Origin of the sequence: Pseudomonas sp. NPDC087639 (genome assembly GCF_044743385.1) — a bacterium.
Taxonomy (GTDB): Bacteria; Pseudomonadota; Gammaproteobacteria; order Pseudomonadales; family Pseudomonadaceae; genus Aquipseudomonas.
Window position 1 is genome coordinate 26,562 of the sequence record NZ_JBIUWI010000041.1, and the last position, 25,265, is coordinate 51,826.

The 25,265-nt window shown below is 58.9% G+C and carries 21 protein-coding genes and 1 pseudogene; all 22 read right to left on the bottom strand.

Annotated features, from left to right (window positions below):
* Window positions 1–21 precede the first annotated feature (21 nt).
* Window positions 22–612, bottom strand: a complete 591-nt coding sequence (locus ACIOVB_RS17615) for a lysozyme inhibitor LprI family protein (RefSeq protein WP_401269825.1) — start codon at window positions 610–612, stop codon at window positions 22–24.
* On the bottom strand, window positions 594–3,245 hold the full coding sequence (locus tag ACIOVB_RS17620; RefSeq protein WP_401269828.1) for a pesticin C-terminus-like muramidase: 2,652 nt from the start codon (window positions 3,243–3,245) through the stop codon (window positions 594–596). Before ACIOVB_RS17620 ends, ACIOVB_RS17615 begins: the two co-directional genes overlap by 19 nt.
* A 50-nt stretch (window positions 3,246–3,295) precedes the next feature.
* Window positions 3,296–5,350, bottom strand: coding sequence for a type VI secretion system tip protein VgrG (locus ACIOVB_RS17625; RefSeq protein ID WP_401269830.1), 2,055 nt, complete (start codon window positions 5,348–5,350; stop codon window positions 3,296–3,298).
* Between the two features lie 28 nt (window positions 5,351–5,378).
* Window positions 5,379–6,380, bottom strand: a complete 1,002-nt coding sequence (locus ACIOVB_RS17630; RefSeq protein WP_187677127.1) for a serine/threonine-protein kinase — start codon at window positions 6,378–6,380, stop codon at window positions 5,379–5,381.
* Complete coding sequence (locus tag ACIOVB_RS17635) at window positions 6,377–7,105, bottom strand: PP2C family protein-serine/threonine phosphatase (protein ID WP_401269832.1); 729 nt, start codon at window positions 7,103–7,105, stop codon at window positions 6,377–6,379. Before ACIOVB_RS17635 ends, ACIOVB_RS17630 begins: the two co-directional genes overlap by 4 nt.
* Window positions 7,105–10,644, bottom strand: a complete 3,540-nt coding sequence (gene tssM / locus ACIOVB_RS17640) for a type VI secretion system membrane subunit TssM (protein WP_401269835.1) — start codon at window positions 10,642–10,644, stop codon at window positions 7,105–7,107. Before tssM ends, ACIOVB_RS17635 begins: the two co-directional genes overlap by 1 nt.
* Window positions 10,645–10,657: 13 nt before the next feature.
* Window positions 10,658–11,533 (bottom strand): type IVB secretion system protein IcmH/DotU, encoded by an 876-nt coding sequence (gene icmH, locus ACIOVB_RS17645; RefSeq protein ID WP_095187890.1) that lies wholly within the window; start codon window positions 11,531–11,533, stop codon window positions 10,658–10,660.
* A 5-nt stretch (window positions 11,534–11,538) separates the two neighbouring features.
* Window positions 11,539–12,870, bottom strand: a complete 1,332-nt coding sequence (tssK, locus tag ACIOVB_RS17650) for a type VI secretion system baseplate subunit TssK (protein WP_401269838.1) — start codon at window positions 12,868–12,870, stop codon at window positions 11,539–11,541.
* A gap of 2 nt (window positions 12,871–12,872) precedes the next feature.
* Entirely contained in the window at window positions 12,873–13,373 is a 501-nt protein-coding gene (gene tssJ, locus ACIOVB_RS17655) for a type VI secretion system lipoprotein TssJ (RefSeq protein WP_401269840.1), read from the bottom strand.
* A 5-nt stretch (window positions 13,374–13,378) separates the two neighbouring features.
* Entirely contained in the window at window positions 13,379–14,575 is a 1,197-nt protein-coding gene (tagH, locus tag ACIOVB_RS17660; RefSeq protein ID WP_187677132.1) for a type VI secretion system-associated FHA domain protein TagH, read from the bottom strand.
* A gap of 18 nt (window positions 14,576–14,593) precedes the next feature.
* Window positions 14,594–14,734, bottom strand: coding sequence for a hypothetical protein (locus ACIOVB_RS17665; protein ID WP_003229566.1), 141 nt, complete (start codon window positions 14,732–14,734; stop codon window positions 14,594–14,596).
* Between the two features lie 93 nt (window positions 14,735–14,827).
* Window positions 14,828–16,348, bottom strand: a complete 1,521-nt coding sequence (locus tag ACIOVB_RS17670) for a sigma-54 interaction domain-containing protein (protein ID WP_401269843.1) — start codon at window positions 16,346–16,348, stop codon at window positions 14,828–14,830.
* A 10-nt stretch (window positions 16,349–16,358) separates the two neighbouring features.
* The gene (tssH, locus tag ACIOVB_RS17675) at window positions 16,359–19,016 is read right to left on the bottom strand and encodes a type VI secretion system ATPase TssH (protein ID WP_401269845.1); all 2,658 of its coding nucleotides are present in this window, start codon (window positions 19,014–19,016) and stop codon (window positions 16,359–16,361) included.
* An 11-nt stretch (window positions 19,017–19,027) separates the two neighbouring features.
* On the bottom strand, window positions 19,028–20,035 hold the full coding sequence (gene tssG / locus ACIOVB_RS17680) for a type VI secretion system baseplate subunit TssG (protein WP_187677135.1): 1,008 nt from the start codon (window positions 20,033–20,035) through the stop codon (window positions 19,028–19,030).
* The gene (tssF, locus tag ACIOVB_RS17685) at window positions 19,999–21,786 is read right to left on the bottom strand and encodes a type VI secretion system baseplate subunit TssF (protein ID WP_401269848.1); all 1,788 of its coding nucleotides are present in this window, start codon (window positions 21,784–21,786) and stop codon (window positions 19,999–20,001) included. The genes tssG and tssF overlap by 37 nt, the downstream gene beginning before the upstream one ends.
* Before the next feature lie 59 nt (window positions 21,787–21,845).
* The gene (locus ACIOVB_RS17690) at window positions 21,846–22,160 is read right to left on the bottom strand and encodes a hypothetical protein (RefSeq protein WP_401269850.1); all 315 of its coding nucleotides are present in this window, start codon (window positions 22,158–22,160) and stop codon (window positions 21,846–21,848) included.
* A gap of 152 nt (window positions 22,161–22,312) precedes the next feature.
* Window positions 22,313–22,750 (bottom strand): hypothetical protein, encoded by a 438-nt coding sequence (locus tag ACIOVB_RS17695; protein WP_401269852.1) that lies wholly within the window; start codon window positions 22,748–22,750, stop codon window positions 22,313–22,315.
* Between the two features lie 5 nt (window positions 22,751–22,755).
* Window positions 22,756–23,676 (bottom strand): hypothetical protein, encoded by a 921-nt coding sequence (locus ACIOVB_RS17700; RefSeq protein WP_401269855.1) that lies wholly within the window; start codon window positions 23,674–23,676, stop codon window positions 22,756–22,758.
* Window positions 23,669–24,187 (bottom strand): PAAR domain-containing protein, encoded by a 519-nt coding sequence (locus ACIOVB_RS17705; RefSeq protein WP_401269858.1) that lies wholly within the window; start codon window positions 24,185–24,187, stop codon window positions 23,669–23,671. The genes ACIOVB_RS17700 and ACIOVB_RS17705 overlap by 8 nt, the downstream gene beginning before the upstream one ends.
* An 11-nt stretch (window positions 24,188–24,198) precedes the next feature.
* Complete coding sequence (locus ACIOVB_RS17710) at window positions 24,199–24,630, bottom strand: hypothetical protein (protein ID WP_401269859.1); 432 nt, start codon at window positions 24,628–24,630, stop codon at window positions 24,199–24,201.
* A gap of 19 nt (window positions 24,631–24,649) precedes the next feature.
* Window positions 24,650–25,057: a type VI secretion system baseplate subunit TssE gene (tssE, locus tag ACIOVB_RS17715; RefSeq protein ID WP_095187879.1), complete on the bottom strand. Its 408-nt coding sequence runs from the start codon at window positions 25,055–25,057 to the stop codon at window positions 24,650–24,652.
* 9 nt (window positions 25,058–25,066) lie between these two features.
* Window positions 25,067–25,265, bottom strand: a pseudogene (locus ACIOVB_RS17720) (type VI secretion system contractile sheath large subunit); the annotation flags it as partial.

Below are 25,265 nucleotides of genomic sequence, written 5' to 3' on the forward strand. Positions count from 1 at the left end.
CTGCATCACCGAGACCAGCAATCAAAAAATCGGAATCTGAAAACGCATTCTCCCCATGCACCGATCTTTAGCCTCGCCGAACAACCTGGATGTTATCGCGCAGTTTTCTTCTGCATATCCTTTCCAAGCCGGTCCGAAATCCTCGTTACCACCGACAAACTTCAAAGCTTCCGGATAGTTCATAGCGGTGGCTTTTTCATTAACCAGCGATACGGCTTTATAAAAACCATCTCCTATGACTCCGGTGCGAAGATAAACAAGTTCGGCCACACGAAAACTCGTCAACTGTTTCTTACAAGACAATTGTTCAATCGGAGACTCTCCGCCCTCTTCATCATCGCTCTTGCAATATTCATCCCTGAGAGCTATCCACTTTTTTTGCGTAGAAAGCAGCGCCGCTCTAGTTGATGAATCGAGTTCAGCAGACAACGCTTTGTATTGCTCGTTCAGGACTTTATCAATTTTTTCAAATGATTTCTGGGAACAGCTGATAATGTCAGGATTGGTTGAATTGACGGCGCTACAATCAACCTCGGCCGACGCAACGCCGGTAGAAAGAAATACGACCGACAGAACAGAAAAGACTTTCTTCGTCACTTCCAGCAGTTGCATTTCAACGCCTCCTCAAAAAATACCGCTTCTTTTTCACGTCTTGTGGCTACACCGGCAGTAGTAGGATCATTCTCCCAAAGCCGCTTCATACTTCGCAGCCGGGAAGGGATCAGTTCCGGTTTATCGTTATCGAAATCTTCTTTTATCTGTTTCATCTCTAGCCGCTTCAATGCCTTAGCGGGCGTACTGCCTGACAAGGAGTTGCCCCGATTGACTACGAGAGAAAGTAATACACCCTGGCAATCAGGATGCAAATTAATAGCTTTAGGGTATACATCAACAACTTGTTGCGCATACCGTTTTTTCATGATGACAGCTAACTTCAAAGCGTTATCCTTACTGATGGATATCGAGCTGACGTTGTGCACATAATCGCGCGCATCTTGACCTTTCTTGCCAAGAGCCCCTTTCAATCTTTCTATTTCTTCAGGGGTATACAGGTCCTTAAGCTCTGCATCAACTCTCGCGGCCGTTTGCTGCCCCAGATCGTAACCATAACCTATCGTTACTCCACTGTTGGCATCGGACAATGCATATGGATGTTCCCGATAAGCTTCGATTGCCAACAGAAATTCAAAAAGTTTCTTGGATACTACATATGGCCCAACCGTCGTGTCGAGGGTATACACTTCGGCCTTACATTTCTCAGGGCAGCCGGACAAAAAACCGCCCAACAAACCAAGCAAATGGATATGCTGAACGTTATTATCACTGGTTATGCCATGTTTCCCGACCAGCTTATCCCACCAACTCAGGCGTTCAATTCGAAGTTTTTCTTCCACCCACTGCTGATGAGGATCCGAGACACTATGCCCCATCAGTTCGTCCAGAGAATCCCACTTTTCTCTTTTGAACTGCCACTCGCTTTCGTAACGCGTAACCATTTGGGATATCGGCTGAGAAAACCAAGGCTTGCTTAACGCTTCTTTGATTTCCGCAGGCGTAAGTTTGTTGTCGCCGTTTTTATCAAGCATTTTGTACAAATGCTGCTTAGCGGGACCGTCATTAGCGTTTCCAACGTTTGGCAAATATGTCGCTCGCTCTTCCTCGGTCAAATTTTCCTGAGCATGGAGGGATGCAGCGAGGTGGTCCGCATTACTGACAGTTTCTTCGATGAAACTGAAACCTTCCCACTCAAAAGGTGAATGCCGCGATAACTTGATATCTGGCTCTGCAAACCATCCATTGAGTTCATTCCCGTCGGCATCACCCAATAACCCGTCCAAGCGCCACCACAACGTATAGGTAGTGCTTCCTCCCATGACAACAGGAACCTTTATTTTTCTCTCAGCCGGTAAAGCTTCCAGTACTCCGACAGGAACCAGAAAATCATAGCCAACCGTTTTGTGCGGATCAGTCACTTTAGGTGGATTGGTAGGACCCATTCCCTCCACGTGAGTAACCACCACGCTGCCTTTCGAAATTTTCACTAGCGTTTTTTCAGCTGCTGGAAGTCCCGCAGCCTTCTCTTTGCTCAGCGCGGTAAAGGCCTTCACGTCTTCACAGCTGAACATCTCAACGTGCAGTAGGTTTTTGGGGGCCGAATCGGAGTGATTCTGATACTTCCCTACATGTCCAATCAGACTGCCCGCGGTAATCGGGAATGGAGTCGCCAAGACATGCACGGCGTCCTTTTCGGCTGGCTCACTCTTGGCCTCAAGTAGCCCTTCCCAGACATATCCAAGCACCTCCCCCGCTGCCAGCGGCGGAACAGCATTCCCACTGACGATCTCCAGCAGTTTCTGGTACTTGCCACGCGTCCCGTCGTTTCCGATTTTAACTTGCGTACCGTGCGGCAAAATTGCTTTCACAGCGCCTGACTGGCTGGCAGAGGCGCGTACGACAAGACCTTTCTGAGGCGGAGTCATTGGGTCTTTGGCAGCGGCACCAATGACGTAAGTATTGGGCGTTGGACCTGCGGTCATCTCTCTTTTGAACACCCAGCCTGTACCTGGCGGCAGATCGCTACTGGCTGGCGTGACGCTAACAACCTTGAGCCAACCATTGTGCTCTTCGCCTGTCTCGACAACCGTGCCGCGATTCAAAACTGTCACAACCGTTGCATACCCGGGCTTTCCTCGTGGTTCCTGGCGGACACGTAAGCCCAGAAGTTCATCGTTGGCAGTTGTCTTGACCTGCAACGTACCGCCGCTCCAAAAGGCCGGCCGTTGCAGTGCCTGGGTTTCTTCGTAGCTTTTCCATTGAAACAAATGCATATACAGACTGAAAAAGGTAAGACTCGGGCCGGGAACGGGTGCTGCAGGAGGGGATCCCGCTGGCGCTGGCGGCGCTGGCGGCATCGGCACTTCCAATCGGTGTTTGACCAATACAAAGCCAGTGGAAAAGTCGGACTGGGTTGTACCGAAATTTGACTTGGGGTAGATGCTATCGATTCGATAGGCGACCACTTCCCCGTCCGCTATGCATCGGACTTCTGTCGAGTCTTGCACCAGACCCGAGTCTTCATCGAAATGCACGCCACCATGCCAAAGGCCGTTGGCCCCCAGCGGATAGTAACCGTCCTTCGCTTTGGCGAGAGCCTTGTAGAACTGCTGCGGATCGGTCGCTTCGGCTGCCCCTAATTTCAAGGGATAAGACCATTTTTCTACTTTCTTGCTGGTTGTCTCTGTCATTACCAATTACCTAATTCTGATCCCTGGTGGCTTGGATTGCCGTCGATGTCTTAGCCAGAAAAATTGAGCATCCGCTTCGGTTTGCGTTTGATCTTCTCCTCAGACGCATTCAACAACGCCTGATCCATCAAACTCCCCGCCTTATCCTTATCCGCCGCCCCCGGCAGCACCGGCGGTTTAATGCCAATCCCTGTGCCGGAGCCAGCCGAGCCACCGGCATTAATCTTCACCACCGGCCCAACCACCGTCACGCCGCCAGCATCCAGCTTGATAAAGCTCCCACCCCCAAGAATGGTCAGCTCCGTCCCCGCCTCGATAACAATCTTGTCCCCAGCCTTGAGGTGTATCTCTTTCCCCACGCTGGTCAGTTGCGCAGTCCCCAGCTTCACATGCTGGTTTTGCCCAACCGTGAGGTGATCATCCAGCTTCGCTTCGATCTTGCGGTCGGAGATCGTGGTGCGGTGTTCCTCGGCCTTCAGCTCGGTATAGGTGTTCTTCACCACCGTGTCATGGCGTTCATTACCGACCCGAATCTTCTGATCGTGCTCAACGTTCTCATCCCAATCACGCTGGGCGTGGATGTAGATCTGCTCGGCGCCTTTTTTGTCTTCAATGCGCAGTTCGTTGTACCCGCCGCCACCCGGTGAGCTAAGCGTTTTGAAGACGCTGCGGGTTTTGTTCGCCGGCAAGGCGTACGGCACCGGGTTTTCCTTGTGGTACAGGCAACCGGTGACGAGGGGTTGGTCGGGGTCGCCTTCTAGGAAGGTGACGAGGACTTCCATGCCGATGCGCGGGATGCTGATGGCGCCGTAGCGGTCGCCGGCCCAGGAGCTGGAGACGCGCAGCCAGCAGCTGGTTTTGTCGTCGGCTTGGCCTTCGCGATCCCAGTGGAATTGGACTTTGATGCGGCCGTACTGGTCGCAGTGGATTTCTTCGCCTTTGGGGCCGGTGACGTGGGCGGTCTGGCTGCCGAGGACGCGCGGTTTCGGGTGTTCGAGGGCCGGGCGGTAGAACACGTCCCACGGCGTGGCGAGGAAGGTGTTGCGGTAGCCCTGGTGGAAGTCGTCCTTGTTGTCGGTGGTGTCGCTGGTCACGCCTTCTTCGAGGACTTGCGGCTGTTTGCCTTCGTGGACGATTTCGGTGAGCAGCCACAGGTCGTTCCACTCGCTGCGCGGGTGATCGGACATGGCCATGAAGTGGCCGCTGACCAGTTTGGTCTGGTCGCCGCGACCTTCGGCCTGGCGGTAGTCGGCGCGGTGGCGTTCGAGGGCGCGTTGGCTGAGGAATTTGCCGCGCGCGCGGTCGATGAAGCGGCCGGGGTAGTCGTAGTCTTCGAGATCCGGTTCGGCGTCTTTGCTATCGAGAGCGCCTTCAGGTTTGTACGCCGCTTCCATTTGCAGGCGCGGTTTTTCGAAGTCGTAGTCGCGGCGCGTGGTGCGGCTGGTGCGGGTTTCCAGGCGCAGCTTGAAGCCTTTGATCACCGGTTCGTCGGCGACCATGCCGCTGCCTTGCACATACGCGGTCGGCTGGCCGAGGTCGGGGAACACGGTCTGGTCGTCGCCGAACACCAGCAGGTGGCCTTTGTCGCTGTGCTGGAAGTGGTAGTGAATGCCTTCCTCTTCGCACAGGCGCTGGACGAAGTGCAGGTCGGTTTCGTCGTACTGCACGCAGTAGTCGCGATCCGGGCACGGCTGGCTGAGCTGGAAGCTGTAGGCGTTACCCTTGATGCCGTGTTCTTCGAGGATCAGCGCGATGATTTTCGGCGCCGACATCTGTTGGTAGATGCGCTGGTTGGTGCGGTGATGCAGGTATTGCAGTTGCGGCACCATCGAGACTTTGTAGCGTGTCAGGCGCTTGCCGGCATCGCCCTGGGCGACCCGGTAGATCTGGCCGTGGATGCCTGAGCCTTGCGGGTCGAAGGCGAGAAAGGCCTGCTTGTGCAGGAGCTTTTCCAGGTCGAGATCGGGGTTTTCGCTGACCAGTTCGAGGTCGAAGCGATACGGCTGGCTGATGCCTTCGGTGCCGACAAACGACAGCACTTGCAGGTCGCCCACGTAGTCTTCGACCTTGAGGCTGAAGTGGGTTTCGTTAGCTGAGTTGAACATCGTGTGCTCCCTGTTCGAATGTCATCCGTTACGCCCGAAGTCGCAGACGTTGTAGCCAGGACGAAGTGGCGCCCATGGCGTCACGCAGTTGGTCGGCAGTGATGGTGCGTGCTGCCGGATCAAAGCTCAGCGCGGTTTGTAGCGCTGGCCAACAGTGTTTCGGTAGGTTTTGCGGGGCTTGCAGTTCGCGCTCCAGGTGCTCGTCGCGGGCCTGGGTCGAGGGCAAGCGGCGGAACGGGTGTTTGCCGCTCGCCAGTTCGTAGATCACGCAGGCCACGCCGTACACGTCCGCGCTGGCCGACAATGGTTGGCCCTCAAGCAGTTCGGGGGCGGCGTAGCCCGGGGTCCAGGCGTTGAAGCGCTCACGGCTGAGGTGCGGCAGACCGGGCAAGGTGCCCTCTTCTGCCTGGCCCAAACCGAAGTCGAAGAGGCGCAGGCCGTCTTCGCTGAGCATGACGTTGCTCGGTTTCATGTCACCGTGCAGCACACCGCGACGGTGGGCATAGGCCAACGTGTCGAGCAGCGGCAGGACGATGTCGCGCAGTTCTTTCCACGGCAGGCCGAGGGGCCGCTCGCAGAGCAATTTGTCCAGGGTCAGGCCACGCATGTATTCCATGGTGATGAAGGCCCGCTGGCAGTCGGTGTCGACTTCAAAGGTGTGCGCGCGCACAACGTTGTCGTGGCGCAGGCGTCGGGTCAGGGCGAACTCGCTGTAGAGCAAGGCACTGGCGTCCGGCGATTCGGCAAATTCTTCGCTGAGGATTTTCAGCGCAATGTAAGGGTCGGGATCGCCGAACTGTTCGTGCAGCAGATCCCTTGCCCGGTAGACAGCACCCATGCCACCCGCCCCGAGCAGACGCTCGAGGTGGTAACGACCGGCGAGCACGTCCGGCAGCGCACCGATGCTGGCCTTGGTCGGGGCCAGCGCAGGCTCTGCGTTGTTGGACTTGGCGAAGGCGAAGTAGGTCAGGTTGTTGGCCTGTTCTTCGCTCATCAGCAAGTCATCGATTGGCGATTCGATATTGGTCATTGGCGGATCACCACGGCAGTCAGGTTGTCGCGAGCGGAGCCCCGCAGGGCGCCGTCGAACAAACGTTCCAGCGCCACATGCGGCGCACTCAGACTGAGGGCGTTGCCGAGGGCATCGCTGCTCAGGCCTTGGTACAAACCATCGCTGCAGAGCAAAAACGCATCGCCCGGATACACCTCAAGTTCCAGCACATCCAGGGTCAGTGTTTCGGCCGCACCAACAGCTCGGGTCAATGCCTGAGCCGCCGGATGCGCTGCCGCCTGTTCGACGCTCATTTGCTGTTCGTCGATCAGTTGCTGTTGCAGCGAGTGGTCTTTGGACAGCTGATACAGACGCTGCCCGCGCCACATATAGCAACGGCTGTCGCCGGCCCAGATGCAGGCCGCGCGATTGCCTTCCACCAGCAGTGCCACGACGGTGCTGCCCATGATGCTGTCGTGACGGCCGGCAGTGACGGTCAACTCCTGCCCCAAACGCCGGTTCAGCCAGTGCAGGCACTGGCGGATGGCTTTGAGGCGTTCGTCGAAGTCTTCGTGTTGCGGCAACTCAGCCAGGCTGGCGACGATCAACTGGCTGGCGATGTCGCCCCCCTGATGACCGCCCATGCCGTCCGCGACCACCCACAGCCCCTGCTGTGGCGAGTCGAGGAAGGCATCTTCGTTGCGCGCCCGCACCTTGCCCGGGTCGGTACGCGCCGCGCTGCGCCAAGGACTGGCCACGAGCATCAGAGCTGCACCGGCATACGGAAGGTGCGCAGTACGCCCATGTCGAACGGGTTCGGCGTGCGTTGGCTGGTCAGCAGGTAGTTGGCGCGCAGGCCACCCACGTCGGCTTTCAGCACCAGCACGTCGCGACCGGTCAGGTACTCGGTCTGCATCAGGTCGAACAGACGGAACAGCGACCATGGGCCGGAGTTCTTCTCGATACCGATCGGACGCCCGGCCATTTTGTCCATGACCAGACTGGTGCGGCCGTCTTCAGCATCGGTCGGCCATTTGAACGACATTGGCAGGATCGGGCCGTGACGGTATTCCATGGTCTTGTCGCCGAACTTGAACTCGGAACGGCTGACCGCCGGATCGAGGGTGTACGGCTCAAGTTTGAACTGCACGGTCGGCTCGGCCGGGTTGATCGAGAAGAAGCTCTGACGAATCGTCAGCGCAGCAGCCATCTGATCGAGGTAGACCTTGGACACCGGCAGGCTGTGGCCGTCGACGCTGCGCATCCGGTAGTTGCCCGGATCACCGCTGACGAACGGACGCATATAGCTGTCGAAGAAGCGGTCGACGGTGCCTTGAGCCCGGAAGAACTCGCGGAAGTCGCTGATCGCCACGTCGCTGGTGCTGCTGGCGCTGAACGGATAACGCTTGCTGATGGTTTTGCCATACACGCTGTACAGCTCGTTCTGATAACGACCGTTCAGGTATTGGTAAGCATCGTTGAGTACCAGACGCCAGGAATCTTCAGCCAGCACGTTGAACCACACGCTCAGCGGACGCGGCAGACGACCCGAGGCCGCACGCAGGTTGGTCAGCGCATCACGCTGGCCGCTCATGCGGGTTTTGGCCATTTCGAAGGCGGCTTGCTCCGGCGTACTGGAACGGGCCAGACCGGATAGTTGCAGTTGCAGGTCGTTGAGCGCGCTGAGGGCCGGAGTCAGGTCAGCAGCCGGGCCGTTGTTGTCATCGAGCAAACGATGCAGCGGTTCGAAGCGACGTTGCAGGGACTTCTTGGCGGTGTCCGGCAGGTTTTTCGCGACGTTCAGGGCCGAAGCCTTGTCCGCTACGGCCGAGGCCAGTTTGCCGACTTTGCCCAGTTTGCCTTTCTGCCCGGCTAACGCATCGGCAGCATCGCCAGCTTCATCCACCGGATCGGCGGCGGCTTCGAAGCGGGTGTTTTCGCGGACTTCAGTCAGCAATGCCAGTACCGGCGAATTGGCGGAAGTCAGGCCCGCCAGTTGCTCGGCGCCTTCACCGGCGTCGCTGATCGGCGGCAAGGCCACCTGGCCAACGGCTTCGCTCCAGTAGTTGGCGTAGTCGCGGAAGTACAGTTGCTCCAGCTCGACCATCAGGCGACGCAAGTCCATGTCGCTGATGCCCACGCCTTCGCCCAGCACCCAGTTGTCACGCAGGATGTCGGTGACCAGCGCCGAGCCCTGCACCGAGAAGTACTGCTGATAACCCTGTTGGGTGTAGAAACCCGGGATCACGTATTCGGTGCCGATAAACAGCGAGCCTTGTGGGCCGAGGTGTTGGCTGAAGCGGTATTCCGGCAGGTTGCGCGCCTGCTCGCGGAGCATGCGATAGACCACGGTCGCCAGCGATTCGGCGCGCAGAACCTGACGTGCCTGCGTCACCAACTGATCGTTGAGCGGGTAGATAAACGGCTGCTTCAGCAGGCGTTCGAGGTGGGTATTCAGACCGTTCTGCACCGCGGTGTTGCCGGTGTAGCGCTGCGACCAGTCAGTGGCGACCCAGTCCTTGAGCCATGCGGCGTCGCGACGATCCTTCATGTTCAACATCAGGTACGCACGCAGGCTGTTGAGCAGCTTTTCGCGGTCCTTCATGTTGGCGCGGATCTGCCCTTCGAGCATCGTCGCAACCCGTGGCAGCAGTTGCGACTCAAGCTCGCGCTCGTAAGCCACTTTGACCACTGGATTGACGTCTTCGCCCTGATACAGACCACCGCGCTCGTGGTACGAGACGTCGCCTTTTTTCGGGAACGCCTGCGTCGCCGCGTAGCTGGTGTCGAGGGTTTTCAGCGCGCCCATGGCGTCATCGCGCGGGGTCAGTGCCGAGCGCTGCTGAGTCCAGTTCTGCGCCAGTGTGCGCAGGTTTTCCAGACGCTCGTAGTTGGCCGAGAATCCGCCCGCCCAAAGCATGCCGAACAGCGCCAGCGCCGCCAGTGCGCCGACATACAGCGCACGTTGGCCCCAGTGGATGCGGCTGCGTTCGCGCTTGTCCAGACCCGCGAGATCGGACTCGGGGAAAATCACCTGGCTGAACAGATGATGGATGAAGCGCGAACGACCGCTGCGCAGCGTTGGCAGCACACCGGCATTCATGCCGAGGCTGGCACCGATGCCGGCGGTGGTTGCGTCCATCTCTTGCGTCAGGTGCGGGGCGCTGGTCAGGTAGAAACCACGCAGTTGCGTGGCACGCTGATAACGGTTGCCGGTGAACGCCATGTCGACGAACAGGCACAGGCGCTCGCCGATCTGCCCCAGTTGATGCGGGAAGTCGAGGATGCGGCCACGGCGCTGGGTATCGCGCTCGGAGTGCATGCGCATGATCACCTGGCTGTTGAGGCGACGCAGCAGTTCTTCGAACTCGTTGCGCAGCACAGCCACGTCGGTGCCCTGTTGATCCTTGCGGAAACTGGTACCGAGCACCTGATCGCTTTCTTCGCGGGTCAGTTGATCGAAGAACTCGTCGAAGCCCAGCAGCTTGTCAGCCTTGCTCAGCACCAGATAGACCGGTACGTCGACGTGCAGCTTCTGATAGACGTCTTGCAGACGACCACGAACCTGGCGCGCCAGGGTGTCGATGTCCTGCTCGCTGCCACCGGTGAGGGTTTCCACCGGAATGGTCACCAGCACGCCGTTCAACGGACGGCCGCGACGACGCTTGCGCAGCAGCTCCAGCAAGGTGCGCCAGGCGCTGCCGTCGACTTCGGCGTCCGGCTGGGTGGTGTAGCGCCCGGCGGTGTCGATCAGTACACCATGGTCGGCAAAGTACCAGTCGCAATGACGGGTGCCGAGGGTGTCGCGGGTCAGCTTGCGGTCGATCTTGTTGATCGGGAATTCCAGACCGGAAAAGTCCAGCAGGCTGGTCTTGCCCGAGGTCTGTGGGCCGATCAGCAGATACCACGGCAAGTCACTGCGCCAGCGCTCGCTGCGGCCGCGATACAGGCTCGAAGTCTTCAGGGTTTTCAGCGCGTCTTTGAAACGCGCCTTCAACTCTTTCTGCTCGTCGTCGATCAGCTCTTCACGGCGGATACGATCCTGGCCGTCTTCGGTGGCTTCGACTTCTTTCTTGCGTACACCGGCGCGCCAGCTGACGAAGACCATGGTCAGGCCCCAGATCAGGAACAGCACGCTGATGGTCAGCAGGCGCGAGGTCGCGCTCTCCCAGAACTTGTAGTCATCTACCGCCAACAATGGACCTGCGAACCACACCAGCAGCGCCACGAACAGCACCAGCAGCAGGGTCCAGACCCAGGTCTGGCGCAGGAAGGCGCCGACTTTCTTGAAAAACTTTTTCATCACACGTCCCTGTTTACGGCTGCGACTGCGGTTGAACCGCGGCTGGATCAAGCGGCTGATAAGGTTGCAGAACGGTGTCGCGCTGCTCGCCCAAGACCCAGGCGAAGCCCGAATACATCACCACCAGACAGACGAAAGTGAACAACACCACCATCCACGCCGGCACGATGCGCACTAGGTTGCGGCGCTGATCGTTCAGGCCTTCCCAGTGCGGCGACAACTCGCGCGGCACGTCGCCACGCAACTGACGGATCTGGCGATACAAGGCATCACGGATGCCTTCTAGTTCGAGCATGCCGCGCGCTTGTACGCGGTACTTGCCCTCGAAACCGAGTGACAGGCACAGGTACATCAGCTCCAGCATCGGCAGGTGCTTGACCGGGTTCTTCGACAACCGATCGAGCAGCTGGAAGAACTTCTCGCCACCGAAAGTTTCGTTGTGGAAGCTGCTGAGCAGGCTCATCTGCGACCACTCGCTTTCGTTGCCCCACGGCGTGGTCACGACGGCTTCGTCGACCACGGTGCAGAGCACGTAACGCGCGGCCATCACCTGGCTGCTTTCGGCGCCATTGTGCAGGGCGCGCACTTCAAACAGCTTGAGCCCGGCGGTCAGGCGCTCGTTGAGCGCGTACAAATCTTCGCGGGTCTCGCTGTGTTTGAGGCGCACCACTTCCGAGAGCAGTTCGGACGACGCCGCCACCAGCGAATTGAGGCTGATGTTGAACGCTTCCGCCGGACGCAGGCGCGCAGCGTAGATCATGCGTTCTTCCAGTTGCTCGAAACGCGGCGGCGCGGCGAAGTCGGTCAGCGGACTGGCTGCCGGTCCGTGGCCCTGACGATCGAGCAGGACGGTTTTGTCGTCCTGGTTGTAATCCGTTTCCTTGATCATGTCGGTCAGTTCCTGATGGCCCAGAATTTCAGTTCAAGCTCGGCGAATTCGCCGGACACGTGGAACGCGAAGCCGCCGGAGCGCTCGAGTTGTGCCAGGTCTTCGGAACTGAGTTCGAGGATGTAATAGGTTATGATGGAGTGGAACGCGAACAGCCGCGGGGCCACCGGCAACGGTTTGACCTTGATCCCCGGCAAGTGCAGGTTGACCAGTTGGCGGATGCGCTCCACCGGGCCGACCTTGAGGTGCGCCGGCAAGCGGTGGCGCAGTTCTTCGGAGTCGCAGTTGGCACTGGCCGCCAGCACGAACGAAGCCGAGCCGAGCAGTTTGTGGTCGTGCAACGGCGACACGATGATGCCGTACTGACGCGCTTGCAGGATCAGTTCGATGGCGTGCTGTTCGAGCACCATCGACAGCACCTGACGAATCGCTTCCATCAGTTTGCGGAAGCTCGCGCCCTGGTCGGCGTGGGAGTAGCGGCTGTCCAGACGCGGGCGTTTGCTCTCGCCGGAGAAGGTCGCCAGATCGCCGAGCATGGTCAGCAGCGTGCGATACAACTCTTCCGGGTGCACCTGCTCCAGACCCAGATAGTGGCGCAGCAGCAGTTCAGTGCGGTTGATCAGTTGCAGCATCATGAAGTCGCCGACTTCCGCACCGCCGACCTTGCCGTTGGAGCGAATCCGCTCGGCAATGGTGTCGCCACGGTGGCTGAGCATGCTGATGACTTCTTTCAGGCACGACAGCAAGTAGCTGGAGGCGTGGGCCTGAATGTAGGTCGGCACGAAGTCCGGATCGAGGCTGATCACGCCGTCGGGCGTGGTGTCGAGCACGTCGCAGATCTTCAGCTTCACGTAGGCCTGATCGCTCTGCTGCTCGCCGAGCAACAGTTTGAAGTCCGGGCGACCGCAGCTGACCTGGCTGGCGGAATCGTCGCCGGCGTTGGAGTCGGCCACTTCGGCGTCGTACGCGGTGTAACGCGCGAGCACGTCGGACTGCTCCGGACGGCGCGCCTCGATGTGGTTGCCGGTGACCAGCGGCAGTGCCAGGTAGATCGGCGTGTTGCCGGTGTTCGGCGGCACGTCCAGCGCCAGCGGTTCGGTGTTGCCACCGAGTTCGAACAGGCTGCCGTCCGGCAGAATCCCCGAGGCTTCACTGATCACCAGTTTGCCCATGTTGAGGAACTGCAAGTCGATCTCCAGATTGAGGAAACCCCAGGTGTAGCCACCCAGCAATTGGGTGCGGGTTTTCATCTGGTGATCGAAGTAGCGATCGTTGTGCTGGAAGTGCTGCGGACGCAGCAGCATGCCTTCCTGCCAAATGACTTTGTGGGTATTCATGTTCAGTCATCCGCCTTGGCGAGCACTTCGTTGGTGTTGCGGATACCGGCCTGATCGAGGGTCAAATCGGCGTCGGTAAGTTCCAGCGGAGTGATCTGCACCGTGTAGCGCCATTTGGTTTCCGGCAGGTCGCGGTAGGCGGCGAGGATGCCGACGTAACGGCTGCCCTCCTCTACGCTGAGTTTCAGCTCCACGGTTTCCCCCGGGCGCAGTTCGAGTTCTTCGCTGGCCACCAGATCCGGGTTGAGGGATTCCTTGGCGCGCTCGTAAAGGCTGAAGAAGTCAGCGTTCTCGAAGGTCACCGGGTGCTTGAGTTCGAACAGGCGCACCACGATCGGCGAAGGACGGCCGTTGAGATCCGGGTTCAACTGATCGCTGCCGGTCAGTTTCAGGTTGACCTTGGTCACTTTCGAGTACGGCGACAGCGACGAGCAACCGGCGAGCAGCACCAGCACGGTGAGCGCAGTCAGCGTCTTGAAAAAAGCGGTCGAGCGGCGAGACATGCGCATCATCCTTGGTGGTCGGTGTGGAGGGTGGAGATCAGGCGGATCTGTTCTTCGTAGGCCTGAGCGAAGTCGCGGGCCAGCAGACGCTCGCTCCAGTCATCGTCCTGACGCAGCGCCTGGTGATAACGGCCGAACGCTCTCCAGCGCCCGCCGGACGTGGCGATCAGCGGCTTGTTGTCGCGCTCGAAACGCAGGGTCAATTGCTCTGGCGAGAAGTGCTCCAGCGTGCCGCGTACGGCGGCGCGGCTGGCGGTCAGCAAAGCCACCTGATGCGCCTGCAAATCACGGAACGCGCGCGAGATGGCTTGCTCGGCCGGCAGATGCCCGGGCTTGCTCGGCTGCAACAGAATCTGCAGTGCTTCGCTCGGATCGACGGCGAATTTCAGCGGGTTCTTGTTGGTGCCTTGCACGGTGGTCTGGGCCAGACGCAGCTCGTTCTTCAGCTCCGAACGTGTACGCAGGCTCTGCTGCAAACCGCCGATGCTCTGACGCAGCAGACGCGCGGCGTTCAGTGCCAGGGCTTCGCGTTCGTCATGACTGAGGCCTTTGACATCCACGCCCAGCGCAGCACCGAAGTGATCCCAGAAACCTTCGCTCTGACGCTCGACGGCTTTAGGCGCCGGAGCAGGCTCAGGTTCGGCAGGCGCGGCGATCAGTTCCGGCACCATCAGGCTTTCCATATCGATGCGCGCATAGTCGGCACGCTGACGGGAGTCTTCAGGCTTGGTGTTCGGCGCCAGCAGTTCGTCGATTTCCGAGTAGACGCGCTCTTGCTGTTCGAGGGCGTTAAGCGGATCGAGATCGAGGAACGCGTCGTCGGGGATGATGCTGCCAGCGGCGCGTGGACGGCCGACTTCACCGTCGAAGGTTGCCGGGTCACGCACCAGTCGCGCGCGAATCTCGAAGTCACCCAGCACGTAGGTGCTGCCGTGCTCGATGCGCATCGGTTCGCCCTTGTGCAGGCGTGCGCCGCTTGTGCCGTCCTGAACACCATTGCTGCTGGTGTCGGTCAGGAAAAACGTGCCTTCGCGGTAGCTGACAATCGCGTGATGATTGGACAGATGACGCTTGCGGTCAGGGATGATCCAGTCGCAGTCCTCGCCCCGCCCGATCACGCCGCCGGCCTGTTTGAAGGTCTTCTGGCACAACTCGGTGGGCACGAACTGCTTGGTGTTCAGCATTTCGAAAACCAATTCCATGTTTGATGCTCCTTGCGGTCACTTGCCGCGATTGACCGCTTGCGGATCACCCAACGGGCGATAGTCGTTGTCGTTGAATTTGTAATTGCCGCTACAGCCGCCAAGGCCGCATAGAACGACGAGGGTCAGCAGGACAGCGTGCCAGTGACGAACAGACATCAGAGGGTCTCCAGGGGTAGACAAAGCACAAAGCGCCGACCCTTGCGGGCGGCGCTGAAATTGTTTTTTTGCGGGGAAATCGATGATTTTGGCCTACCCATCGAAATCTCCCAGATTGATGTTCAACCGCCCGAGGCGATACAGCAGCGTGCGCCGGGGCAGGCCCAGTTCGCGGGCGGCGAGGGTCTGGTTGCCGTCGTTTTTGCGCAGGCAATCGAGCAGTAAAGTGCGCTCGACCTGTTCCAGGCGTTCGCGCAGATTCAGACCGCTGCTGTCTTCAGGCATCGGCTCCATGCGCAGGGAAAAATGCTCGGCGAGCAACTCGCCGCCCTCGCACAACAGCACCGCGCGTTCGACCAGTGCCTTGAGTTCGCGAACGTTGCCGGGGAAGGTGTAACCGCACAGGTGCTCAAGCGCCCCGTCCGACCAGCGCACCGGATCACGCTGCAAGAAGGTGCAGGTCTTTTCTGCGAAGTGCCGAGCCAGATCGAGGATGTCGCCTTCGCGCTGGCGCAGGGCCGGCAGTTCGATCGGGAATTGCGCGAGGCGGTAGTACAAGTCCTCGCGGAATTTACCTTCGCTGACCAGCACCGACAGATCGCGGTGCGTCGCGGCGATGATGCGCACGTCGATCTTGTGCGTGTCGTTGGAACCCAGCGGACGGATCTCGCCCTCCTGCAACACGCGCAGGATCTTGGCCTGCAACGACAGCGGCATGTCACCAATTTCGTCGAGCAACAGCGTGCCGCCATTGGCCGCGTCGAACAGCCCGGCGCGGTCGCGGTCGGCACCGGTGAAGGCACCTTTGCGATAACCGAACAGTTCGCTTTCCAGCAGGTTTTCCGGGAACGCCGCGCAGTTCTGCACGATGAACGCCTGAGAACGACGCGGGCCGCAATCATGAATCGCCCGCGCCACGACTTCCTTGCCGGTACCGGTCTCGCCGCGCAACAGCACGGTGTACGGGCTGTGCAGGACTTTGCTGATCAGCGAGTAGGTCTGACGCATCGCGGCGCTTTTGCCGATCAACCCGTAACCGCTGATGCTCGGCACACTGCGCAGTGCCGGTTCCATTACATCCAGCGGCTGACGCAGGCGTTGCAGCAAATGCAATTGCCCCAGCACAAACGAGCCGAGCTGGCCGAGCGAATCAGCAAAGCCCTGCAGGTCGGTGCGATGACGACTGGCACACAGCAGCAAGCCTTCGACAGCCTTGTGCTGATTGACCAGCGGCACGCACAACAGCGACTGCCACGGCGCCGTCGCGGCGGGCAGGAAACTGGTTTCGTGCAGGCTGCCACTGAGGTCGTCGAGGCACACCACGCGGTTCTGGCACAGAGCGAATTGCAACAGTTGCTCACCGTTGTAATCCGCCGGCAGGCTCGCGGCCTGACGCGGTTGCAACGCACCGTCTAGGTACTCGGCGTTCATCCCGAGGCACGTGTGGGTGGCGTCGAGCAGATACAGCTGCGTCAATTCGCAGCCACTCAACTCGGCCAACCCACGCACGAATTCACCCAGCAACGCAGCACCGTCCGCCGCCCGCGACAGACTGGCGAACTGCGCCAGCAACGCTTCGGCATAGACCAGCGGCTGCGGCACTTGAGTGAACATCACGCCCACCTCAGGCGAACTCGCACATCACGCTGGCGTTGCCGTCGAGCGTGGCATGCACACGCTTGAGGCTTTCGCCGGTGGCCATCGCGTCGAGCAGACGATCCGCCACCAGCGGCAGCACGTGCTGGTCGAGCAGGTGGTCGATCAGACGCGCACCGCTGTCGCTTTGCGTGCAACGCTCGGACAGGTGATCGACGAGGTTCTGGCACCAACTGAAATCCAGTTGACGACGGTTGAGGCGCTCGCCGAGACGACCGAGTTTGATCTCGATCAGCTCGCGCAATACCGGGCCACCGACCGGGTAGTACGGCACCACTTTCATCCGCGCCAGCAGCGCCGGTTTGAAGTGTTTGCTGAGTACCGGGCGAATGGTTTCTTCGAGCAGTTCGGCGGTTGGCCGCGCGCCGTCTTCGCAGAGGTCGCTGATCTTGTCGCTACCGAGGTTCGAGGTCATCAGGATCAACGTATTGCGGAAGTCGATCTCGCGACCCTCGCCGTCGTTGGCCACGCCTTTGTCGAAGATTTGGTAGAACAGGTTGAGCACGTCCGGATCAGCCTTTTCGACTTCATCGAGTAGCACCACCGAGTACGGTTTCTGGCGCACGGCTTCGGTAAGCATGCCACCCTCGCCGTAACCGACGTAGCCCGGCGGTGCACCGATCAAGCGCGAGACGGTGTGCTTCTCCTGGAACTCGGACATGTTGATGGTGGTGATGAAACGATCACCGCCGTACAGCAGATCGGCGAGTGCCAGTGCGGTTTCGGTCTTGCCGACGCCGCTCGGGCCAACCAGCAGGAACACGCCGACCGGTGCATCCGGCTTGTTCAGGCCGGCGGCGGTGGCGCGCATCGAGCGATCCAGGGCGTGTACGGCTTGTTCCTGACCACGGATGCGCGTGCGCAGGTCGGTGGCGAAACTGGCGACTTTGGCGTTGTGCTCACGGGCCAGTTGCGCCAGCGGCACGCCGGTCCAGGCGCTGATCACTTCAGCCACCAGACGCGGGCAGACTTCGAAGCTGACCAGACGTTCTTTGACCTGAGCAGCAGTCAGCTCGCTGTGGGTCTTGTTCAGCTCGGCTTCCAGCGCTTCGACGCTTTGGCCTTCCTCGACTTCGGCTGCAATCGTTTCGATCACGGTGCCTTCAGCGTCTTCTTCAACGTTGACGGTCGGCTCGACGGCGGCGGCTTCGCGGGCCTTGGCCAATTGCTGACGCAGCTCCAGCAGGCGCTCGGCCAGCTGCTTCTGCTCAGTCCACAGGGTTTCCAGCGCAACCATTTCGTTCTCGGCTTCGTCCAGGCGCGCTTCCAGTGCCTCCAGCGCTTCGTGGTCGATCAGCAGACCGGCTTCGGCATCGCGGCGCAGGGCCTGACGCTGACGGCCACCTTCGGCCAGTTCGCCACGCAGGCGCTCAAGGCTTTCCGGGGCGGCGGCGAGGCTGATGCGCACGCGGGCGCACGCAGTATCGAGGACGTCGACGGCTTTGTCCGGCAGTTGCCGACCGGCCAGATAACGCGCAGACAGCTCGGCGGCAGACACCACCGCGTCATCACGCAGGTAGATGCCGTGGCTTTTCTCGTAGACCTGAGCCAGACCACGGAGGATGGTTACCGCTTCGCTGACAGTCGGTTCGTGCAGTTGCACCGGTTGGAAACGACGGGCCAGGGCCGGGTCTTTCTCGAAGTATTTCTTGTACTCGGCCCAGGTGGTCGCGGCGATGGTGCGCAACTCGCCACGCGCCAGTGCCGGTTTAAGCAGGTTGGCCGCGTCGGAACCACCGGCATTGCCGCCCGCGCCGATCAGGGTGTGGGCTTCGTCGATGAACAGGATGATCGGCTTCGGCGAGGCTTTGACCTCGTCGATCACGCCTTTGAGACGGCGCTCGAATTCGCCTTTGACGCTGGCGCCAGCCTGCAACAGGCCCATGTCCAGCGACAGCAGCTCAACGCCTTTGAGCACTTGCGGCACTTCACCGGCAGCAATGCGCGAGGCCAAGCCTTCGACGATGGCGGTTTTACCGACACCGGCCTCACCGACCACGATCGGGTTGTTTTTGCGGCGACGGGCAAGGATATCGACCATCTGACGGATCGCGCCGTCGCGGCACAGCACCGGGTCGAGTTTGCCGTCACGGGCCTGTTGGGTCAGGTTGTGGGTGAAACGCTGCAACAGCGATTCGCCCTGCGCGGCCGGTTTGCCGTTGGCCGCCGGTTGCTCCTGTTGCGACAGAGCAAATTCTTTCAGGCGATCGATGTTCAGCTTGGCGAGCAGCGGCTGATAACGGCTGCCGGCATAACGCATCGGGTTACGCAGCAGAGCGAGGATCAGCGCGGCGTCTTCGACCTGGGTCTGGCCCAGTTCGAGGTTGGCCACCAACAGGGCGTCTTGCAGCCATTGCACCAGTTCCGGTGCGAACACCGGGTTGCGCGAAGCGCTGTGTTCAACGCGCGATTGCAGCGCGGCACTCAGCTCACCGGCATCGACGTCAGCATCTTGCAACGCGCGTGCGAGCAAGCCGTTTGGACGCTCCAGCAGGCCGAGCATCAAGTCTTCGACGAGGATCTTGCTGCCGCCACGGGCAACGCAACGCTCGGCCGACCGCTCCAGGTCACGACGGGTTTCGGCGTCCAGCGCCTGGATGAGTTGTTGCAGGTCTACGTTGATCATGGCTCACGTCCTTAATGAATTTTGCTGCCCAGGGTCACCACGCCGTCCGCTTTCTCGCGGCCCAGCCAACTGGTCCAACCGAGGCGACAGGCGTTCTGCTCACCAATGCGCAGTTCGCGGATTTCTTCCTGGCGCAAAACCAGGCGAATGTCGTAATCGAGCGGGTCACGCAGGGTGAACCGCACCAGCGCGCAGAGCGGCTGGTAACCGAAGCCGATCGGCAGGAATTCATGGAATCGCTGCCAGTCGAGTTGGGTGATGTGAATGCGGAATTTGCCGCTGCGGTCGCGCACGTGTTCGCCGAGCACCAGGTCTTCGCCGAGCATGCTGTTGGCACGCCCCAAACGATTGCGCTGCTCTTCGAGAATTTCCACGCGGCGCTCGATGCACTGCTCGATGACCAGGTCTTCGTGCTTGAAGTAGTAACGCAGCACGGCTTCGATCAGCGCCGCCGAGTGCGCCCGCAAGCTGAGCAGGCCGAGGTACGGCAGCAGGCGTTTCCAGTTGAGTTCCTTGGCCTTGCGGATCTCGTCGCCGCCCAGACCGATCAGCGCGAACAGCTGCGACGAGAACGGGTCGATCGCGCCGCTCTGGAAACTCGCGCGGTAGCGGTACTTGCGCCAGATCGGCAGCATCAGCCGTTGCAGGCGATGGTGGAACAGGTCGAGGAAATTGCGCGTCGGGTTGCCGTCTTCGCTGTCGCCCAGTGCCTGCTCGCCGTAGAACGCCGGCAGCGGCGAGCCGGAACCGACCAGCCCGATCAGGTTGAACCGCATGCGCGCGCGCATCTGCCCGTGCTCTTCGAAAAACTCCACGCGATCGACATCGCTGCGCGGGAATCCGAGGCTCGGGTTGGCCTGGAACTCGACGTGATCGTACAAATCGTCTTCGCTCAGGTGCGGGTGTGCCTCGCGCAGCCGGTCGATCACCAGCAGCACGGCCTGAAACAGCGAGTATTCGCGTATTACCCGGGTCAACCCGCTTAAAGCAGGGGTTGCAGACCCATACGTGGTGTCCATTGGTACACCTCTCCCTGTGTGCTTTTTACCCGCAGCTCATGGAATGAATTGAGACTGGCGTAAAGCGCGAAAAACTCGTTAAGAACCGAAGCGAAAACGAACAGGTCGCCTTCGCCGATATACCCTTCCGGGTCGATGGTCAGTTCGGTGCGCAAACCGCGCACCGGCAGGCCACGGTGCAACCGATCGACGTGGTGGTGCTTGATGTGTTTGAGGCCGCCGAGCAGGCGCTTGCTGACCTTCTCCGCGTGCTGGTCGTAGTAGCGCGGCAGGTCGTAGGTTTCCAGAATCACCTTCAACGCATTGACGTCGGCCAGCGACAGATAGTTAAGCGACATGTTGCTGATCAGCTTCCACAGGAAGTCACGGTTCAGCGGCGGCGCAAAACTCGATGTGGCCGGGGTGATGTTGCGGAAACTAAGGAACTCCGGGGTCTCTTCGCAGGCCATGCAGATGTCGCCGAGCTTGAGCTTGCGCGGCAAATTCTGGTTGGTGCACATCAGCTCGATCGACAGGGTTTCATGGGCTTCGGTGTGGCGAATGCCGAAGCTCAGGTAAGTGTCGAGGCCGTCGTGCAGCAAGGACGAACGCTGTCGAATGCTGTAATGCGGACGGCTGTTGGGCACGTCGAAACTCGGGTCGTGCTCGAAGGATTCGAACGGCACGTACTCCTGATAACCGAGGCCGCCGGGCTTCCAGCCGGTCACGGTTTCCACCGAGAACACGCCGCAGTTTTCCAGATCGTATTCCGCCGGCAGCAGCAGGTATTCGTCCTGTTTGCCGTCGAGGCGGATCGGCAATGCGTCGTGGGCGAACAGGTTGGCAATCGGCGTGCAAAACAGCTTCACGTTATCCAGGGTCGGACGCATGCGCATGATGCCGCTCTTGCGGATATCAAAGCGCAACTCCAGGCCGCGCATCTGCTTGAGGGTGTCTTCCGGCAGTGCCTTGAGAATGTCCAGACCGTTGACGTCGACGAACAGGAACTTGTCCTGAAAGGCGAAGTATTCCTGCAGGTAGCGATAGCCCCGGAAGGTGTTCAGCGGATACGGAATCAGCGCTTCTTCTTCGGCAAAGCCCACCGGTTTGACCCGGTCACCGGGAATCTTGAACGCCATCGGTTTGCCGCTGACGCCATCAATCGGCTTGCCGGCGCCGTCGAGCGGGATCAGCTCGATGCCTTCGAGGTTGCGCAGCAGGCTCAGGTAAAGCATCTGGCTGATGTAGCGCTCACCGGCAAAGTGCAGGCGCAGTTTGCTCAGCTCCAACTCGCCGAGGTGGCCGTCGGCGCTCATTTCCAGACGCAGGCTGAGCAAAGAACCGTCGCCCTTCACCGAGTAATTCAGCGCTGCCAGATCCAGCGGCAATACTTCGGTCGGGTAGCAGGTGCGGAAGCGGCAGCGCACGTCTTCGATCGGCTTGCTTTCCACCGGCGTATCGCGCGCGACCACCAGCGCCGGGCCCGAACGCTTGAGCGGATCGAACTGCAAAATGCTGAACGCCGGCAGCGGGCGCATGTAGTTCGGCCACAGCAATTGCATCAGGGAATGGCTGAGTTCCGGCAACTCGTCATCGAGTTTCTGGCGCAGCCGCCCGGTCAGAAACGCAAAGCCTTCCAGCAACCGCTCCACATCCGGATCCCGCCCGGCCTGCCCCAGATACGGCGCCAACGCCGGACTACGCTCGGCGAAACGGCGACCGAGTTGGCGCAGTGCGGTGAGTTCGCTTTGGTAGTAGTGGTTAAAGGACACGGGTTACCTGCCTGAAAAATGAACTCATAAAAAAAACGCTCCGCCACCGAAATGCCGACTCATTTTTTACCGCCGCCTTCTGCGGCGCACCACGTGGCATGGTCAAGCCGATCAAATGACGGGCATGCATTGGATTTGCGAATGAATACGTAAGGCGCTGCGGGCTCGTAGGAGAAGTAGTAATAGTTCTTCCCATCCTCGCCATAGATCCAGTAATTCGACGACCCCTCATTTATCTCATAAGGCTCGAATGAAAAAATGGAGGATTCAGACGGGATGAAGTTAACGCCATCCATCAACATCATGAGCGCATTGGGAAACACGTTTGTCAGTGAAAACAAAGCCACAGCAAGAATTGCGACAGACAGCTTCATGAGCTTGCGCCTACATACTTCATCATTTGAAAAATATAATAGAGCCGCACTCATCACTTCACCTTTCTCGATTTCCAAATCACGAACTTACTACCATTTGGAACAGCCACCTTTTTTGATACGCCACATGACAGGGCTTATCACAAGCACCTCTAACGCCTCTCGGAAAACAGTAAAAACTTACTCAAGATTTTAAAAGTAAAAACCGTAACAACTGAAAAAAATGCGCCAACCACTAAAACATAGGGAATATAAGTCAACCACAAAAACATCATACCCAGACCAGCTAGCCTGCCAAACGCCAAACATCCGATGCCATAAACAACCCAAGGCACACCATAAAACGGGATAAAAACTACAGGAGCCCACCAAGCAAGACGCACGACTTCAAGCTCAGTTCTCCTAGAAATCAAACGAGTAGAAAAAACCGCGAATAACACATAGGCCACCAGCCCGAAACCAAGAACGTATATAAGGACGAACTGTTCCATCCCACCACGCAGCGGGCTGGAAAAATAGAAAGCATCAAGCAACAGCAAAACCGGCAACACCACCATTGGCAACCAAATCGCTGATTTAAAATAACTCACATACGTCATTTCAACGTCGACTCAGTAGAGTCGTCCGGCATAGGCTCTTCCCAGATACCCATCCAGCGACCATCGTTCGGACTAAGATTTTTGAAAAAATTATTCCACTCCTCAATCGGCCGCATTTCCAGAGCTTCTTTTTTTAACTTTCGCCTTCTCATCTCGTTTCCAAGAGTGCCTTTGAAGTTTCCCTCTTCATCAACTTCTATGCGAATCGCCGAAGAGATCATCGGATACTTCTTATCACCAAATAGCGCAACAAGAGCTGCAGCCTTCCGAACATGCACACCTAAAAAAATAGACTTTCCAGAAGCATCAGTAATAAAAGCCTCGCAGTTCGGAAAACCATCACCAGTTATATATGTCACTACATCTAAATGCTTCGCCACTCGATCGAGCGTCATTATAACTTTGTAACTTACGTCCAGGCTTGGCACGAATGTCACTCCTGTCAGTTTTTTTGTTTCCGCTGAAAATGGAAAAGCGTGATTCTCACCTGCGTAACCACCATCAACCCAAACAGTAGTGACTGCACCCTTTTCACTTTTAATTGATGGCCAGCTTCCGCCTTTGGGCTTTAACTCTGCATCATAGTGAGTATGTTCTTCACCCGCCTTCCCGGAATCATTCGACTCCGTTTGCGTATTAACAACTTCGTTCGTTGCCAGCTTTACAAAAAACCTATGCCATACACGTGAAGTTATGAGCGTACCTTGAGCGCCAGAGAGGCCGCTTGGCTTTAACGAAAAGCCGCGTGCATCACCTTCGAAGTAAAAGCCGCTCCACCCAAACGTTTTCCCTGGGTGAAACGATCTTATATTGAATTCATAAGTTGAAAGCTTTGCTAATTTTACGGTCGCGACCTGCCCCTCACGATTGGTAGAAGGGGTGGAAGGAGCCTGGGCCAGAGGCGTAACGTTAGACATTCGCGACTCCTGCTGGAGGAAGCAGGGAAATTTTCAGTATCTGGGAAGCTTTACCGGTGCTAACAGCGTTGGTGTGACCGTTGGCGTCCGTCACGCCCTCATAAATCTCACCTGACTCGGTCTCCAATCGGTAGCCGTAATTTGCCACCGGGTTACCTTCGTCGTCCCTCAAAACGAAAAAGTCATTGAAATAGCCAGGCATTGGAACTGGCGGCACAAACGGCGCCGGCGAATGCGAATTGCCGATAATCACCGTCCCGGACCCAGCCGTGACCTTGTTGCCGTGAGATCCAGCTGAACCTACTGTCGCAGCCGGTTTGCCGTTGATCAAAACGGTAGTGGCAAGGTCGCCGACCATCGCACCACCACACGCCGAGGCATCGCCTTGGCGGGCGGCCGCGAGGCCGTCGAAGAACACGTCGCCGGAACCGGCGGCGATCGGGTTGGTACCGTGGCCTGGAAGTGGGCAAGCGGTGGGGTCGGATACGCGTGCTGCGGGTTTGCCAGACATCGGGGTTCTCCTTAGTTGACCTTCACTTGACGACTGTTTATTTCCTGACCACACGCGGGAATATTCCAGCCCTCGTAACCCGTCGCCGTCGGGTAGATCGCATGACCAAATACCCACTGCGAGCGCTCAGCGGTAGTGAACTCGTTCTGCCAGAGCAGCCATTCGGACGACTTAAGCAGCGTGCCGTCTTTTGCATAAACGCGGAAAAAGGCTTCGCTGGCGAATAGTTTGAAAAGCTTTCCCGGTATGCCGAAGGCTGAGTACTGCGGAATGTAGGAGCGGATGGAGCACGTGCTATTGTCATTCCAGACAATCGAGTACTCGTCAGCCAGCCGTGCTGCCGTCGTTTTCACGTAACAGGCAACTGAAATCAGGGCAGTAGCGGTTAGAGCCAGAAATAGCAACGCGCTACGTCCCAACTTTGCCAAACTACCTTGATTCACGGCGCTCCCTCGCATGGTCCTAATTCACCTTCACTTGTCCGCTGCCATCCAGGCGCGCGGAAAAACTGACCTGACGCTTGAAACCTTCAACTTCCAGAAGCCCTTCGATACTGAAGGCCAGGCGAAGCTGATCGTGGTCACGCGGCAGGGAAATGACACGCACGTTGCTCAGGCGCGGCTCGTAGGCTTCGATGAAGTTTTCGATGGCCAGACGGGCCTGACTCAGGGAGTCGTGCAGGCTCAGACGCATGTCATTGAGATCGGGCAACCCGTAGTCGGACAGCGTTTGCACGCTGCCGGCCCGGGTGCTGAGCATTTTGGCCAGATGGGCAGCCACAGACGCCATGGCCGAAGCTTCGAGGCTCCTGCCTTTGCGCTGTTCCGCGTCGCCATTGAGGCGCTCGAAAAGACTGCCGTATCCGTCCATGAGTCGCTCTTACTCTTTGTCCAGCTTGCCAACCAGCGACAGGGTGAAATCGGCACCCATGTACTTGAAGTGCGGACGCACGTTCAAGCTCACGCGGTACCAGCCCGGCTCGCCTTCAACGTCGCTGACGATCAGTTGCGCAGCGCGCAGCGGACGACGGCCACGTACTTCGGCGCTCGGGTGTTCCTGGTCGGCCACGGACTGGCGG

Bases quoted from the DNA above. Each gene is read 5' to 3' on its own strand.
- ACIOVB_RS17615 (WP_401269825.1), bottom strand. From the start codon at position 612: ATGCAACTGCTGGAAGTGACGAAGAAAGTCTTTTCTGTTCTGTCGGTC.
- ACIOVB_RS17620 (WP_401269828.1), bottom strand. From the start codon at position 3,245: ATGACAGAGACAACCAGCAAGAAAGTAGAAAAATGGTCTTATCCCTTG.
- ACIOVB_RS17625 (WP_401269830.1), bottom strand. From the start codon at position 5,350: ATGTTCAACTCAGCTAACGAAACCCACTTCAGCCTCAAGGTCGAAGAC.
- ACIOVB_RS17630 (WP_187677127.1), bottom strand. From the start codon at position 6,380: ATGACCAATATCGAATCGCCAATCGATGACTTGCTGATGAGCGAAGAA.
- ACIOVB_RS17635 (WP_401269832.1), bottom strand. From the start codon at position 7,105: ATGCTCGTGGCCAGTCCTTGGCGCAGCGCGGCGCGTACCGACCCGGGC.
- tssM (WP_401269835.1), bottom strand. From the start codon at position 10,644: ATGAAAAAGTTTTTCAAGAAAGTCGGCGCCTTCCTGCGCCAGACCTGG.
- icmH (WP_095187890.1), bottom strand. From the start codon at position 11,533: ATGATCAAGGAAACGGATTACAACCAGGACGACAAAACCGTCCTGCTC.
- tssK (WP_401269838.1), bottom strand. From the start codon at position 12,870: ATGAATACCCACAAAGTCATTTGGCAGGAAGGCATGCTGCTGCGTCCG.
- tssJ (WP_401269840.1), bottom strand. From the start codon at position 13,373: ATGTCTCGCCGCTCGACCGCTTTTTTCAAGACGCTGACTGCGCTCACC.
- tagH (WP_187677132.1), bottom strand. From the start codon at position 14,575: ATGGAATTGGTTTTCGAAATGCTGAACACCAAGCAGTTCGTGCCCACC.
- ACIOVB_RS17665 (WP_003229566.1), bottom strand. From the start codon at position 14,734: ATGTCTGTTCGTCACTGGCACGCTGTCCTGCTGACCCTCGTCGTTCTA.
- ACIOVB_RS17670 (WP_401269843.1), bottom strand. From the start codon at position 16,348: ATGTTCACTCAAGTGCCGCAGCCGCTGGTCTATGCCGAAGCGTTGCTG.
- tssH (WP_401269845.1), bottom strand. From the start codon at position 19,016: ATGATCAACGTAGACCTGCAACAACTCATCCAGGCGCTGGACGCCGAA.
- tssG (WP_187677135.1), bottom strand. From the start codon at position 20,035: ATGGACACCACGTATGGGTCTGCAACCCCTGCTTTAAGCGGGTTGACC.
- ACIOVB_RS17690 (WP_401269850.1), bottom strand. From the start codon at position 22,160: ATGAAGCTGTCTGTCGCAATTCTTGCTGTGGCTTTGTTTTCACTGACA.
- ACIOVB_RS17700 (WP_401269855.1), bottom strand. From the start codon at position 23,676: ATGTCTAACGTTACGCCTCTGGCCCAGGCTCCTTCCACCCCTTCTACC.
- ACIOVB_RS17705 (WP_401269858.1), bottom strand. From the start codon at position 24,187: ATGTCTGGCAAACCCGCAGCACGCGTATCCGACCCCACCGCTTGCCCA.
- tssE (WP_095187879.1), bottom strand. From the start codon at position 25,057: ATGGACGGATACGGCAGTCTTTTCGAGCGCCTCAATGGCGACGCGGAA.